Origin of the sequence: Pseudomonas guangdongensis (genome assembly GCF_900105885.1) — a bacterium.
Classification (GTDB): Bacteria; Pseudomonadota; Gammaproteobacteria; order Pseudomonadales; family Pseudomonadaceae; genus Geopseudomonas; species Geopseudomonas guangdongensis.
Genome location: NZ_LT629780.1, coordinates 504,535 through 518,406, shown reverse-complemented (window position 1 = coordinate 518,406; position 13,872 = coordinate 504,535). Strand labels below are relative to the sequence as shown.

The 13,872-nt window shown below is 72.1% G+C and carries 13 protein-coding genes; 9 read left to right on the top strand and 4 right to left on the bottom strand.

Annotated features, from left to right (window positions below; genetic code table 11):
* Positions 1–36 precede the first annotated feature (36 nt).
* The 3 genes from BLU22_RS02570 to BLU22_RS02560 form a co-directional block, all read right to left on the bottom strand.
* Positions 37–1,011, bottom strand: coding sequence for a serine/threonine protein kinase (locus tag BLU22_RS02570; RefSeq protein ID WP_090211888.1), 975 nt, complete (start codon positions 1,009–1,011; stop codon positions 37–39).
* A gap of 48 nt (positions 1,012–1,059) precedes the next feature.
* Positions 1,060–1,239 (bottom strand): hypothetical protein, encoded by a 180-nt coding sequence (locus tag BLU22_RS02565; RefSeq protein ID WP_090211887.1) that lies wholly within the window; start codon positions 1,237–1,239, stop codon positions 1,060–1,062.
* An 84-nt stretch (positions 1,240–1,323) separates the two neighbouring features.
* Entirely contained in the window at positions 1,324–2,079 is a 756-nt protein-coding gene (locus BLU22_RS02560) for a ComF family protein (RefSeq protein WP_157718959.1), read from the bottom strand.
* 110 nt (positions 2,080–2,189) lie between these two features.
* Here BLU22_RS02560 and bioB point away from each other — a divergent pair, with 110 nt between their 5' ends.
* The 7 genes from bioB to BLU22_RS02525 all read left to right on the top strand — a co-directional run bounded on the left by bioB (position 2,190) and on the right by BLU22_RS02525 (position 10,711).
* On the top strand, positions 2,190–3,242 hold the full coding sequence (gene bioB, locus BLU22_RS02555; RefSeq protein ID WP_090211886.1) for a biotin synthase BioB: 1,053 nt from the start codon (positions 2,190–2,192) through the stop codon (positions 3,240–3,242).
* A gap of 127 nt (positions 3,243–3,369) precedes the next feature.
* Positions 3,370–4,542, top strand: a complete 1,173-nt coding sequence (bioF, locus tag BLU22_RS02550) for an 8-amino-7-oxononanoate synthase (protein ID WP_090211885.1) — start codon at positions 3,370–3,372, stop codon at positions 4,540–4,542.
* Positions 4,543–4,544: 2 nt separating this feature from the next.
* Positions 4,545–5,267: an alpha/beta fold hydrolase gene (locus BLU22_RS02545; protein WP_090211883.1), complete on the top strand. Its 723-nt coding sequence runs from the start codon at positions 4,545–4,547 to the stop codon at positions 5,265–5,267.
* An 81-nt stretch (positions 5,268–5,348) separates the two neighbouring features.
* Positions 5,349–6,143 carry a malonyl-ACP O-methyltransferase BioC gene (bioC, locus tag BLU22_RS02540; protein ID WP_090211881.1) on the top strand — a complete coding sequence of 265 codons (795 nt, stop codon included), beginning with the start codon at positions 5,349–5,351 and terminating at the stop codon, positions 6,141–6,143.
* A 138-nt stretch (positions 6,144–6,281) separates the two neighbouring features.
* Entirely contained in the window at positions 6,282–6,965 is a 684-nt protein-coding gene (gene bioD / locus BLU22_RS02535; protein WP_090211879.1) for a dethiobiotin synthase, read from the top strand.
* 67 nt (positions 6,966–7,032) lie between these two features.
* Positions 7,033–8,838 (top strand): acyl-CoA dehydrogenase C-terminal domain-containing protein, encoded by a 1,806-nt coding sequence (locus BLU22_RS02530; protein WP_090211878.1) that lies wholly within the window; start codon positions 7,033–7,035, stop codon positions 8,836–8,838.
* Positions 8,839–8,944: 106 nt separating this feature from the next.
* Complete coding sequence (locus BLU22_RS02525) at positions 8,945–10,711, top strand: acyl-CoA dehydrogenase C-terminal domain-containing protein (protein WP_090211876.1); 1,767 nt, start codon at positions 8,945–8,947, stop codon at positions 10,709–10,711.
* A gap of 240 nt (positions 10,712–10,951) precedes the next feature.
* Here BLU22_RS02525 and BLU22_RS02520 read toward each other — a convergent pair whose 3' ends face one another.
* Complete coding sequence (locus tag BLU22_RS02520; RefSeq protein WP_090211875.1) at positions 10,952–11,830, bottom strand: LysR family transcriptional regulator; 879 nt, start codon at positions 11,828–11,830, stop codon at positions 10,952–10,954.
* A 135-nt stretch (positions 11,831–11,965) separates the two neighbouring features.
* Between BLU22_RS02520 and BLU22_RS02515 the strand changes: the two genes are divergently transcribed.
* Together BLU22_RS02515 and BLU22_RS02510 are read left to right on the top strand one after the other, a co-directional pair.
* A complete protein-coding gene (locus BLU22_RS02515; RefSeq protein ID WP_090211873.1) occupies positions 11,966–12,664 on the top strand; it encodes an MOSC domain-containing protein in 699 nt (232 codons plus the stop codon).
* Entirely contained in the window at positions 12,657–13,865 is a 1,209-nt protein-coding gene (locus tag BLU22_RS02510; protein ID WP_090211872.1) for an aminotransferase class III-fold pyridoxal phosphate-dependent enzyme, read from the top strand. The genes BLU22_RS02515 and BLU22_RS02510 overlap by 8 nt, the downstream gene beginning before the upstream one ends.
* The last annotated feature ends 7 nt before the right edge of the window (positions 13,866–13,872 follow it).

Genomic DNA, 13,872 nt, shown 5'->3' with positions numbered 1-13,872 from the left:
GCGGCGATGACTGTCAGCCGCAGCTGACAGTCGCCGTCAGTACAGGCGCGGCGGTTCCTCGTCGAGGGCAGCGAGCTGTTCGCGAAGCATCGCCACCTGCCCGTGCCAGTAGTGCTCGCCGGCGAACCAGGGGAAGCTCGGCGGGAAGGCCGGATCGTCCCAGCGGCGCGCCAGCCAGGCGCTGTAGTGCAGCAGGCGCAGGCTGCGCAGGCCCTCGATCAGCGCCAGCTCGCGCGGGGCGAAGTCGTGGAATTCGTTGTAGCCGTCGATCAGCTCGCCGAGCTGGCGCTGGCGTTCGTGGCGGTCGCCGGTCAGCAGCATCCACAGATCCTGCACCGCCGGCCCCATGCGGCAGTCGTCGAGGTCGACGATGTGGAAGCGCTCGTCGCGGTACAGCAGGTTGCCGGGGTGGCAGTCGCCGTGCAGGCGGATCGCCCGATGGGGCACGCCGGCGAACAGCGCATCGAGGCGCGCCAGCAGCGTCTCGGCCAGCGCGCCGTAGTCGGCGCGCAGGGCCTGGGGAATGAAGCCGCCGTCCTGCAGGGTGGCCAGCGACTGCCGGCCGAAGCTGTCCACGGTCAGCGCCTCGCGGTGCACGAACGGCCGGCTGGCGCCGATGGCGTGCAGGCGGCCGAGCAACTGGCCGAAGCGGTACAGCTGGTCCAGATCGCCCGGCTCCGGGGCATGGCCGCCGCGGCGCGGGAACAGCGCGAAGCGGAACCCGGCGTGCTCGAACAGGCTGTCGCCGGCGTACTGCAGCGGCGCCACCAGCGGCACCTCGTGCTCGGCCAGCTCGAAGGCGAAGGCGTGTTCCTCGCGGATCGCCGCATCGCTCCAGCGCCCGGGTCGGTAGAACTTGGCGATCAGCGGCGCCTCGCCCTCGATGCCGACCTGGTAGACGCGGTTCTCGTAGCTGTTCAACGCCAGCACCCGCGCGTCGCTGAGCAGGCCGAGGCTCTCCACGGCGTCGAGGACCAGGTCGGGGGTGAGGGTGGCGAAGGGGTGGCTCATGGCGGGCTCCGGGGCGAGGGCCCTGGAGTGTACCCGCTGGCGGCCGGCTCAGCCGCCGGCGAAGTTGAACAGCACGTAGACCAGCGCGGCGAGAATCACGAAGAACAGGCCGTACTTGGCGGTCAGCAGCCACTTGCCCTCGCCGGGAATCTCGGCGCGGCAGTGCGGGCAGACCCGGGCATGGCGTTCGACCTCGCGGTGGCACTCGCGGCAGTGGACGATCTTCATGGGTTGCACCTCGCCGGCGCGGGAATGGGGGACTGGACGGGCCGACGGCCGTTGTCTCCAGCGTAGCCCAGCGCCGCGCGGGCTTCAGTCCGGCGCCGGGGTGCGCGCCAGGCAGTAGACATCGACCCGCGCGGCGCCGGCGCCGCGCAGCAGGCGGGCGAGGGCTTCGGCGGTGGCGCCGGTGGTCAGCACGTCGTCGACCAGCGCGATATGCCGCCCGGCGAGGGCCGCGCCCGCGGCCACGGCGAAGGCGCCGCGCAGGTTGCGCCGGCGCGCCGCGGCGTCGAGGCCCTGCTGGGCCGGGGTGTCCTGCACGCGCAGCAGCCAGTGCTCGTGCTGCGGCAGCTGCAGTGCCGCGCCCAGCCAGCGCGCCAGCAGGGCGCTCTGGTTGAAGCCGCGCTGGCGCAGGCGCCGTGCGGACAGCGGCACCGGCAGCAGTAGGTCGGGGCGGGGCAGGCCTTCCAGCCAGGCGTGCTGCAGGTGTTCGCCGAGCAGCGCGGCGAGCAGGCGGCCCAGCGGCCAGTCGCCCTGGTGCTTGAAGCGCTTGATCAGGGTGTCGAGGGGAAAGGCGTAGTGCCACGGCGCCTCGACCCGCGCGAAGGCCGGCGCGCGGCGCAGGCAGCGCGGGCAGGTGAGGTCCGCCGCCGGCAGCGGCAGGGCGCAGACGCTGCAGGGCGTGGCGAGCCAGGGCAGGTCGTCCTGGCAGCCGCTGCACAGGGCATGGCGGGTGTCGGCGGGGCCGTCGCAGAGCAGGCAGCGCGCTGGCTGCAGGCGGGACAGGGCGGCGGCGATGCGCTGCCAGTGGTGCGATTGCACGCTTTTTGGCCACTTGTAAACCATGCTATCCCTCGCAGTTGACAGTTGCCCGAGCTGTCGTGAAGATGCGCCATCCGTGCCGCCCCGCCACTCTAGCAGGGGTGTGCTGTCCCCATAACAAGGAACACCGCCCGATGAGTGCCACCGCCTCCCTGCGCCATGACTGGACCCTCGACGAGGTCCGCGCCCTGTTCACCCAGCCGTTCAACGACCTGATCTTCCAGGCCCAGGGCGTGCACCGCCAGCACTTCAACGCCAACGAGGTGCAGGTGTCGACCCTGCTGTCGATCAAGACCGGCGCCTGCCCGGAAGACTGCAAGTACTGCCCGCAGTCCGGCCACTACAACACCGGCCTCGACAAAGAGAAGCTGATGGAAGTGCAGAAGGTGCTCAAGGCCGCCGCCGAGGCCAAGGCCATCGGCTCGACCCGCTTCTGCATGGGCGCGGCGTGGAAGCACCCGAGCGCCAAGGACATGCCCTACGTGCTGGAGATGGTCAAGGGCGTCAAGGCGCTGGGCCTGGAGACCTGCATGACCCTCGGCACCCTCGACGCCGAGCAGACCAAGGCCCTGGCCGACGCCGGCCTCGACTACTACAACCACAACCTCGACACCTCGCCGGAGTTCTACGGCAACATCATCACCACCCGCACCTATGCCGAGCGCCTGCAGACCCTCGGCTACGTGCGCGAGGCGGGGATGAAGATCTGCTCCGGCGGCATCCTCGGCATGGGCGAGTCGCTGGACGACCGCCTGGGCCTCTTGATCCAGCTGGCCAACCTGCCGGAGCACCCGGAGTCGGTGCCGATCAACATGCTGGTCAAGGTCCAGGGCACCCCGCTGGCCGAGGCCGAGGACGTCGATCCCTTCGACTTCATCCGCACCCTGGCGGTGGCGCGCATCCTCATGCCGCAGTCGCACGTGCGCCTGTCCGCCGGCCGCGAGCAGATGAACGAGCAGATGCAGGCGCTGGCCTTCCTCGCCGGCGCCAACTCGATCTTCTACGGCGAGAAGCTCTTGACCACCGGCAACCCGGAGGCCGAGCGCGACATGCGCCTGTTCCAGCGCCTGGGCATCAAGCCGGAAGCGCGCGAGGAGCATGCCGACGAGGTACACCAGGCGGCCATCGAGCAGGCGCTGGTCGAGCAGCGCAACAGCGCGCTGTTCCACGACGCCGCCGCCGTCTGACCCCGAGAGGGGAGGCGCCGTGCGCCATCCCCGTGTGGTGAACCATCGCGTCGCGAGTCGTCCACCACACGCCCGCCGAACCCGTAGGGTGGATAACCCGCAACGCGGTTATCCACCGAGCACCGCCATGACATTCGATCTCGCCGCCCGTCTCGCCGCCCGCCGCGCCGAGCACCTGTTCCGCCAGCGCCCGCTGCTGGAAAGCCCCCAGGGCCCGCAGGTGCGGGTCGACGGCCAGCCGCTGCTGGCCTTCTGCTCCAACGACTACCTGGGCCTGGCCAGCCACCCCGAGGTGGTTCGCGCCCTGCTAGACGGCGCCGAGCGCTGGGGCGTCGGCGGCGGCGCCTCGCACCTGGTGATCGGCCACAGCCAGCCGCACCACGTCCTGGAGGAAGCGCTGGCCGAGTTCACCGGCCGGCCGCGCGCGCTGCTGTTCTCCACCGGCTACATGGCCAACCTGGCAGCGGTCACCGCGCTGGTCGGGCAGGGCGACACCGTGCTGGAGGACCGCCTCAACCACGCCTCCCTGCTCGACGCCGGTCTGCTCTCCGCCGCGCGCTTCTCGCGCTACCGGCACAACGACGCCGCCAGCCTGGCCAGCCGCCTGGACAAGGCGAGCGGCAACACCCTGGTGGTCACCGACGGGGTGTTCAGCATGGACGGCGACCTCGCCGACCTGCCGGCGCTGGCTGCCACGGCCAAGGCGCGAGGCGCCTGGCTGATGGTCGACGACGCCCACGGCTTCGGCGCCCTCGGCGCCAGCGGCGGCGGCATCGTCGAGCACTTCGGCCTGGGCCTGGAGGAGGTGCCGGTACTGGTCGGCACCCTCGGCAAGGCGTTCGGCACCGCCGGCGCCTTCGTCGCCGGCAGCGCGGAGCTGATCGAGACCCTGGTGCAGTTCGCCCGTCCGTACATCTACACCACCAGCCAGCCGCCGGCGGTGGCCTGCGCCAGCCTGAAGAGCTTGGAGCTGCTGCGCACGGAAGGCTGGCGCCGCGAGCACCTCGCTGCGCTGATCGCCCGCTTCCGCGCCGGCGCCGCTGAGCTGGGCCTGACCCTGATGGACAGCCCGACGCCGATCCAGCCGCTGCTGATCGGCGACAGCGCCCGCGCCGTGGAGCTGTCCCGCCTGCTGCGCGAGCGCGGCATCCTGGTCGGCGCGATCCGTCCGCCCACCGTGCCGGCCGGCACCGCGCGGCTGCGCGTCACCCTGTCCGCCGCGCACAGCGTCGCGCAGGTCGAGCGCCTGCTCGATGCGCTGGGCGAGTGCCAGGCCCTGCTGCCGCCCGTGGAGCAATGAGCATGAGCCGACTGATCCTGCTGCCCGGCTGGGGCCTCGGCCCTGCCGCCCTGCAACCGCTGGTCGCCGCCCTCAACGGGCAGGGCCTGTCGACCGAACTGGTCGCGCTGCCGGCGCTGGACTCCGCCGATCCCCGCGACTGGCTGGACGAGCTGGACGCGCGCCTGCCCGCCGACACTTGGCTGGGCGGCTGGTCGCTCGGCGGCATGCTCGCCACGGCCCTGGCCGCCCGGCGCGGCGCGCGCTGCCAGGGCCTCGTCACCCTGGCCAGCAACGCCTGTTTCGTTGCCCGCGACGACTGGCCGAGCGCCATGGCCGCCGCCACTTTCGCCGCCTTCCGCGCCGGCTGCGCGGCGGATGCCGCCGCCACCCTCAGGCGCTTCGCCATGCTCTGCGCCCAGGGCGGCGTGGACGCCCGCGCGCTGGGCCGCCAGTTGCAGCAGGGCCTGCCGGCACAGGAGCCGGCGCACCTGCTCGCCGGCCTCGACGTGCTGGCCGCGCTGGACAACCGCGCCGCGCTGGCGAGTTTCGCCGGCCCGCAACTGCACCTCTTGGCCGAGGCCGATGCGCTGCTGCCGGCGAGCGCCGCCGAGGCGCTGCTGGCCCTGCTGCCGGCCGGCGAGGTGGACGTGCTGGAGGGCTGCAGCCACGCCTGCGTCGCCGAACAGCCGCAGGCGCTGGCCACGCTGATCGACGAAGGCGTCCGCGAGGCCGGGAATGCGTAGCCTGACAGGGCGCGCCACGGGCGCCGCAGAGAGGTTCTGTCCGGTGCGCGCGGCGCACCGTGCGCCATCGAGGGGACGACCATGACCGATCCACAGGGCGTGCTGCCCGACAAGCGCCAGGTCGCCGCCTCCTTCTCCCGCGCCGCGGCCAGCTACGACAGCGTCGCCGAGCTGCAGCGCGCGGTCGGCGCCGAGTTGCTGGCGCGCCTGCCGGGCGACCTTGTGCCGGATCGCTGGGTCGACCTGGGCAGCGGCACCGGCCATTTCAGCCGCGCCCTGGCCGCGCGCTTCCCGCAGGCCAGCGGCACCGCGGTGGACATCGCCGAGGGCATGCTGCGCCACGCCCGCCCGCTGGGCGGCGCCAGCCGCTTCGTCTGTGGCGATGCCGAGCGCCTGCCGCTGGCCACTGCCAGCCACGACCTGATCTTCTCCAGCCTGGCCCTGCAGTGGTGCGCGGACTTCGCCGCCGTGCTGGCCGAGGCGCGCCGCGTGCTGGCGCCGGGCGGCGTGCTGGCCTTCAGCAGCCTGTGCGTCGGCACCCTGCAGGAGCTGCAGGGCAGCTGGCAGGCGGTGGACGGCTTCGTCCACGTCAACCGCTTCCGCCGCTTCGAGGACTACCGGGCGCTGTGCGAAGCCTGCGGTCTTGAAGTGGTCGAGTTGGCGACGGAGCGGCGTGTGCTGCACTACGCCGACCTGCGCCAGCTGACCCACGAGCTCAAGGCCCTCGGCGCCCACAACCTCAATCCCGGCCGCCCCGGCGGCCTCACCGGCCGCGCGCGGGTGCGCGCGTTGGTCGAGGCCTACGAGCGCTTCCGCGACGAGCACGGCCTGCCGGCCAGCTGGCAGGTGGTGTACGGGGTGTTGCGGCGGGCGTGATGCATGATGGCTCCCACGCTCCTGCGTGGGGGCCAGACTCTACGGACGCTCCTGCGTCCGGGACGCGGGAGCGTCCCTGGCTGCGTGCCCGCGCAGGAGCGTAGGCACGATTATCTGCATAGCGAGGACAATCGCCCCATGACCGCCGCCTTCTTCATCGCCGGCACCGACACCGAGATCGGCAAGACCACCATCGCCGCCGGCCTGCTGCACGCCGCCCGTAGCCGCGGGCTGTCCACCGCGGCGGCCAAGCCGGTGGCCTCCGGCTGCGAGCGCACCGCAGCTGGGCTGCGCAACGGCGACGCCCTGGCGCTGCTCGGCGAGTGCTCGCTGGCGCTGGACTATGCCGAGGTCAACCCCTTCGCCTTCGAGCCGGCCATCGCCCCGCACCTGGCGGCGCGCGAGGTCGGCGTCGAGCTGACTGTCGCCGCGCTGCTGCCGCCGGTGCGACGGGTGCTGGCGCGCGGCGCCGACTTCAGTCTGGTCGAGGGCGCCGGCGGCTGGCGGGTGCCGCTGGCCGGGGGCGAGAGCCTGTCCGATCTGGCCGTGGCCCTGCAGCTGCCGGTGATCCTGGTGGTCGGCGTGCGTCTGGGCTGCATCAATCACGCGGTGCTGAGCGCCGAGGCCATCGCCCGCGACGGCCTGCCGCTGGCCGGCTGGGTGGCCAACGTGGTCGATCCGGCCACCGCGCGCCTGGACGACAACCTCGCCACCCTCACCGAGCGCCTGGGCGCGCCCTGCCTGGGCCGCGTGCCGCGGCTGACGCAGGCGAGCCCGGCGGCGGTGGCCGCGCATCTCGACCTGACCGCGCTGCGCCGCTGAACCCTTGCCGGCGGGGGCCTTGGGCCATACTGTCACTGAACGCCAGATGCTTTCAGAGGACGAAGCCATGCCCGACTACAAAGCCCCCCTGCGCGACCTGCGCTTCGTGCGCGACGAACTGCTCGACTACCCGGCACACTACCAGCGCCTGCCGGCCTGCCGGGACGCCACCCCGGACGTGGTCGAGGCGATCCTCGAACAGACCGCGCAGTTCTGTGAGGAGGTGCTGGCGCCGCTGAACCGGGTCGGCGACCGCGAGGGCTGCATCTGGTCGGCCTCCGGGGTGAAGACCCCGAGCGGCTTCAAGGAGGCCTACCGCCAGTACGTCGGGCTGGGCATGCCGAGCCTGGCCCACGAGCCGGAGTACGGCGGCCAGGGCCTGCCGGAGTCGCTGGGGCTGGTGGTCAGCGAGCTGGTCGGCGAGGCCAACTGGGCCTGGGGCATGTATCCGGGGCTGGCTCACGGGGCGATGAACACCCTGTCGGCCCACGGCAGCGCCGAGCAGCGGGCCACCTGGCTGCCGAAGCTGGTGAGCGGCGAGTGGACCGGCACCATGTGCCTGACCGAGCCGCACTGCGGCTCGGACCTCGGCCTGCTGCGCACCCGCGCCGAACCCCAGGCCGACGGCTCGTACAAGATCAGCGGCACCAAGATCTTCATCTCCGCCGGCGAGCACGATCTGGCGGAGAACATCGTGCACATCGTGCTGGCCCGCCTGCCCGACGCGCCGCCCGGCACCAAGGGCATCTCGCTGTTCATCGTGCCCAAGTTCCTGCCCGGCGCGGACGGTGGCCTCGGCGCGCGCAACGCGCTGGGCTGCGGCTCCATCGAGCACAAGATGGGCATCCACGGCAACGCCACCTGCGTGATGAACTTCGACGGCGCCACCGGCTGGCTGATCGGCCCGGCCAACGAAGGCCTCAAGTGCATGTTCACCTTCATGAACACCGCGCGCCTGGGCACCGCCCTGCAGGGGCTGGCGCACGCCGAGGTGGCCTTCCAGGGTGCGCTGAAGTACGCCCGCGAGCGCCTGCAGATGCGCGCCCTGAACGGCCCGAAGGAGCCCGACAAGCCGGCCGACCCGATCATCGTCCACCCCGACGTGCGGCGCATGCTGCTGACCATCAAGGCCTTCGCCGAGGGCAACCGGGCGATGGTCTATTACGCCGCCCGACTGGTCGACGTGGTGCGCTACGACGAGGACGCGGCGGCCCGCGAGGAGGCCGACACCCTGCTGGCGTTCCTCACCCCGATCGCCAAGGCGTTCATGACCGAGGTCGGCTTCGAGTGCGCGAGCCTGGGCATGCAGGTGTTCGGCGGCCACGGCTACATCGCCGAGTGGGGCATGGAGCAGAACGCCCGCGACAGCCGCATCGCCATGATGTACGAGGGCACCACCGGCATTCAGGCCCTCGACCTGCTGGGACGCAAGGTGCTGATGAGCCGGGGCGAGATGCTCAAGGCCTTCACCCGGATCGTCCACCGCTTCTGCAAGGCCCACGAGGGCGACGCGGCGCTGGCCGAGTTCGTCGCCCCGCTGGCCGCGCTGAACAAGGAGTGGGGCGAGCTGACGATGCAGGTGGGCATGAAGGCCCTGCAGGACCGCGAGGAAGTCGGCGCCGCGGCGGTGGATTACCTGATGTATTCCGGCTACGCCTGCCTGGCCTACTTCTGGGCCGACATGGCGCGGGTGGCGCAGGCGAAGCTCGCCGCCGGCAGCGGCGAGGCGGACTTCTACCGCGCCAAGCTGGCCACCGCGCGCTTCTACTACCAGCGCCTGCTGCCGCGCACCCGCAGCCACGCGGCGGCGATCCAGGCCGGCGCCGCCAGTCTGATGGCGCTGGAGGCCGAGGCCTTCGACCTCGGCTACTGAACCGCCGGAATGCTGCGCGAGCCGCGCCGCGCGCGGGGTTCGCGCCCTCCGCCAAGGGCGTGGGATGCCCCGCACCGCGCCGCTCGCGACCGCAAGGAGAGAGACAATGGCCGACTACCAGGCGCCGCTGCGCGACATGCGCTTCGTGCTGGAAGAACTGCTCGACGTCCCGGCCCAGTGGGCCGCGCTGCCCCGACTGGCAGGCAGCCTGGACGCCGACATTGCCCGCGCCGTGCTGGAAGAGGCCGCCCGGCTCTGCGCCCAGCGCCTGGCGCCGCTCAACCGCAGCGGCGACGAGGAAGGCTGCCAATGGCGCGCCGAGGGGGTCGCCACCCCGGCCGGTTTTGCCGCTGCCTGGCGCGCCTGGGCCGAGGGCGGCTGGGTGGGCCTGAGCGGCGAGGCGGAACACGGCGGCCTGGGCATGCCCAAGGCGCTCGCCGCCCAGGTGGAGGAGCTGCTCAACGCCGCCAACCTGTCCTTCGCCCTCTACCCGATGCTCAGCGCCGGCGCCGCGCTGACCCTGGCCGCCCACGCCGACGCGACGCTCCGGGCCCTTTACCTGCCGCGCCTGTACCGCGGCGAATGGGCCGGCGCCATGTGCCTGACCGAACCCCAGGCCGGCACCGACCTAGGGCTGATCCGCACCCGCGCCGAGCCCGACGGCGACGGCAGCTACCGGATCTTCGGCGGCAAGATCTTCATCACCGGCGGCGAGCACGACCTGACGCCGAACATCGTCCACCTGCTGCTGGCCCGGCTGCCCGACGCGCCGCCCGGCAGCAAGGGCGTCTCGCTGTTCCTGGTGCCCAAGTTCCTGGTCGAGGCCGACGGCAGCCTCGGCGCGCGCAACGCCATGAGCTGCGGCGCGCTGGAGCACAAGATGGGCATCAAGGCCTCCAGTACCTGCGTGATGCACTACGACGGCGCCCGCGGCTGGCTGGTCGGCGCGCCGCACCAGGGGCTGGCGGCGATGTTCACCATGATGAACTACGAGCGCCTGGGCGTCGGCATCCAGGGCCTGGCGGCCGGCGAGCGCTCCTGGCAGAACGCCCGCGCCTACGCCCGCGAACGCCTGCAGGGCCGCGCGCCGGGCGGCGCCGTGGCGCCCGGGCTGAGCGCCGACCCGATCGTCGCGCAGCCCGACGTGCGGCGCATGCTGCTGACCATGAGGGCGCTCACCGAGGGCGGCCGGGCCTTCTCCAGCTACGTGGCGAGCCAGCTGGACCTGGCCCGCGACGCCCCGCAGCCCGACCTGCGCGCCGCCGCCGAAGCGCGGGTGGCGCTGCTCACCCCGGTGGCCAAGGCGTTCCTCACCGACCTGGGACTGGAGGTCTGCGTGCTCGGCCAGCAGGTGTTCGGCGGCCACGGCTACATCCGCGAGTGGGGACAGGAGCAGCTGGTGCGCGACGTGCGCATCACCCAGATCTACGAGGGTACCAACGGCATCCAGGCGCTGGACCTGGCCGGGCGCAAGCTGGTCGCCGACGGCGGCGCGCTGTACCGGGCGTTCGCCGCCGAGATGCGCGCCGATCTCGATACCGCCGGGGAGTTCGCCGCGCCGCTGGCCGCCGCCCTGGACAACCTGGATGCGCTGAGCGACTGGCTGATCGAGCGGGGCCGGCGCGATCCCCGCGAGGTCGGCGCCGCCTCCGTGGAGTATCTCCAGGTGTTCGGCTACACCGTCTACGCCTGGCTGTGGGCGCGCATGGCGCGGCTCGCCCTGGCCCGCGAGGCGCAGGAGGTCTTCTACGCCGAGAAGCTGGCCACCGCGCGCTTCTACTTCGCCCGTCTGCTGCCGCGCATCCACGCCCTGAGCGCGGCGCTGCGATCCGGCAGCGCGGTGCTCTACGAGGTGCCCGAATCGCTGTTGTGATGAGGGGCATCGACCGTGTAAGCCATGGCTTACACGACGCCGGGGGCAAGCGCCCTAGAAAGGTGCAGGGCGCGGCACTAACCTAAGCACATCTGGACTTGGCGCAGGAAGCGCACATCAGAACACGGATTACAGGGATTCCATCAGGACGGTGGAGCGATACGGAACTTCAGGACACGATCTGCAAGAACCCCGCCTCGGCGGGGTTTTCTTTTGCCTGCGATTTGCCCGCCATCCCGTTCAGAGCTCGCCGTCCAGCGCCGAGCGCAGCAGTTCGAGGGTCGCCTGCTGGCGCTGCGCGTCGCGATAGACCAACCCGACCTGCAGCGGAATGCGCGGCTCGCTCAGCGGTTTCCACAGCAGCGCCGCCTGGCCCTGGGCCTGCCGGGCGCGGCCGGGCAGCACCGAGGCCAGGCGGGTGTGCGCCAGGCTGTCGAGAATCCCGCTCATCTGGTTGAGTTCGGCCTGGACCCGCGGCCGGCGGCCGATGCCGGCCAGTTGTTCCTGCCAGATCTGCCGGACCCGGAACTCCTCGCCGAGCAGCAGCATCGGCAGTTCGGCGGCCTGGGCCAGCGATACCTTGCGGAACTCGCGCAGCGGATGGTCGGCGGCGATCACCAGCTGCAGCTCGTCCTCGTACAGCGGCAGGCTGTGCAGGCCCGGCTGGCGCGGCGGCAGGAAGCCGATGCCGATGTCCAGGCTGCCGGTGAGCAGGCGTCGCTCGATGTCGATGCCGGACAGCTCGTAGATCTGTACCACCAGATGGGGCTGCACGGCGCGCAGGCGCTCCAGGAGGTGTGGCACCAGGCTGGCGTTGACCGTCTGCAGCACGCCGATGGCCAGGCTGCGCGGGGTCTGGCCGCGGAACGCGCGCATCGCCTCGCGGCTGCGCTCCAGGCCGTCGAGAAGCGGCACCGCGTGGTGATAGAGGGTGTGCGCGGCGGGCGCCGGCAGCAGGCGCCGGCCGCTGCGCTGGAACAGGGCCACCTCCAGTTCGCCTTCCAGCTGGCGGATCTGCTGTGACAGCGCCGGCTGCGAGAGGCTCAGGCGCTCGGCGGCGCGGCCGACGTGGCCTTCCTCGTAGAGCGCGACGAAGTAGCGCAACTGGCGAAAGTCCATGGGCGGTGCCTGCTCCGGATGGGCTCTATTCATAACGAATGCTTATGAATGAAGCTGGAAAATCGAAATGGCCGACGGGCCGGTGGCCGCCATAGTCTATCGCCATCCAAGGCAAAACGGCTGGCAGGTGGCCCCATGCGCGCCCTGAAGATCCGCGAAGTATTCATAGGAAAAGTCGAAGAAATAACCGGCGAGTCCGCCGTGCAGCAGCGTCTGGACGGCGAGGTCTGGCTGGGCAGCGAGGGTCTGCCCGGCGACACCCTGGGCCGGCGACACCATCCCGGCGATAGCGACCGTGCGTTGCTGCACTATCCGGCCGAGCACTACCGGCACTGGCGCAAGCGCTTCGCCTTCAACAAGTGGCGCCCGGCGGCCTGCGGCGAGAACTTCTCGGCCTTCGGCCTGCTGGAGGAGGCGGTGTGCGTTGGCGATCTCTGGCGCTGGGGCGAGGCGCTGCTCGAAGTCAGCCAGCCGCACCTGCCCGACTACTGCCTGGCGCAGCGTTGGAACCTGCCCGAGCTGCCGCGTCTGCTGCAGGACAGCGGGCGCTGCGGCTGGTACTACCGGGTACTGCGCCCCGGCCCGGTGAGCGTCGAGGCGCCGCTCACGCTGGTGCAGCGCCATTACCCGCAGCTCAGCGTGGCGCAGTTGCTGCGCTGGTTCGTCCACCAGCCGCTGGAGCGCAGCGCGCTGCGCCAGATGCAGGGCTGCGCGGCGCTGGCGGGGGACTGGCGGCGGATCGCCGGGCGGCGCCTGGACAGCGGCGAACTGGAGGACTGGCAAATGCGGCTGTACGGACGCAGCGGCGCCGGGGCGGAGGTGTGCCATGCGTGACGCACTGGCGAGCCTGCGCCTGATGCCCAGCGTCGAGCGCCCCGAGCAGGTCTTCGTGCGCGGCCAGGGTTCCTGGCTGTGGGACAGCGAGGGCCGCGCCTATCTGGACTTCACCCAGGGCTGGGCGGTCAACAGCCTCGGCCACAGCCCGAAGGTGGTGGTCGAGGCGCTGCAGCGCCAGGCCGAGCGGCTGATCAATCCCGGCGCCGCCCACTACCACGGCGGCCTGCTCAAGCTGGCCAGCCGGCTGTGCGAGGCCACCGGCAGCGACCAGGCCTACTTCCTCAACAGCGGCGCCGAGGCCTGCGAGGGCGCGATCAAGCTGGCGCGCAAGTGGGGCCAGCGGCATCGCGACGGGGCCTTCACCATCGTCACCGCCCGTCACAGCTTCCACGGCCGCACCTTCGGCGCCATGTCCGCCTCCGGCAAGCCGGCCTTCCAGGCGATGTTCGAGCCGAAGGTGCCGGGCTTCGTCAAGGTGCCGTTCAACGACCTGGAGGCGCTCTCCCGGGCGGTCGACTCGCATACCGTGGCGGTGCTGCTGGAGCCGGTGCAGGGCGAGGCCGGGGTGATCCCGGCGACCCTCGACTACCTGCAGGGCGCCGAGCGGCTGTGCCGCGCGCGCGGCGTGCTCCTGATCCTCGACGAGGTGCAGACCGGCATGGGCCGCTGCGGCGCGCTGCTGGCCGAGGAGCTGTACGGCGTGCGTGCCGACATCCTCACCCTCGGCAAGGGCCTGGGCGGCGGCGTGCCACTGGCCGCGCTGCTGGCGCGCGGCAGCGCCTGCTGCCTGGAGCCGGGCGAGCAGGGCGGCACCTACCACGGCAACGCGCTGATGCTGGCGGCGGGCCTGGCGGTGCTGAAGACGGTGCTGGAGCCGGGCTTTCTCGAACAGGTGCGCGGCCTCGGCGAGCACCTGCGCGATGGTCTGGCCCAGGTGGCGCGCCGCCAGGGCCACGGCCCGCTGCGCGGCCACGGGCTGCTCTGGGGGCTGCCGCTGCAGCGTCTCTCGGCCCCGCAGGTGGCCCGCGCGGCGCTCGACGAGGGCTTGCTGCTCAATGCTCCGCAGCCGCACATCCTGCGCTTTTCGCCGGCGCTGACCGTCAGTCATGGCAACATCGACGAGATGCTGCGCCGCCTGGAGCGCGCGCTGGTGGGGGTTGCGCTGTCCGAGCGGCGCGAGGCCGCCCTGGCCGGCTGAGGCGTCC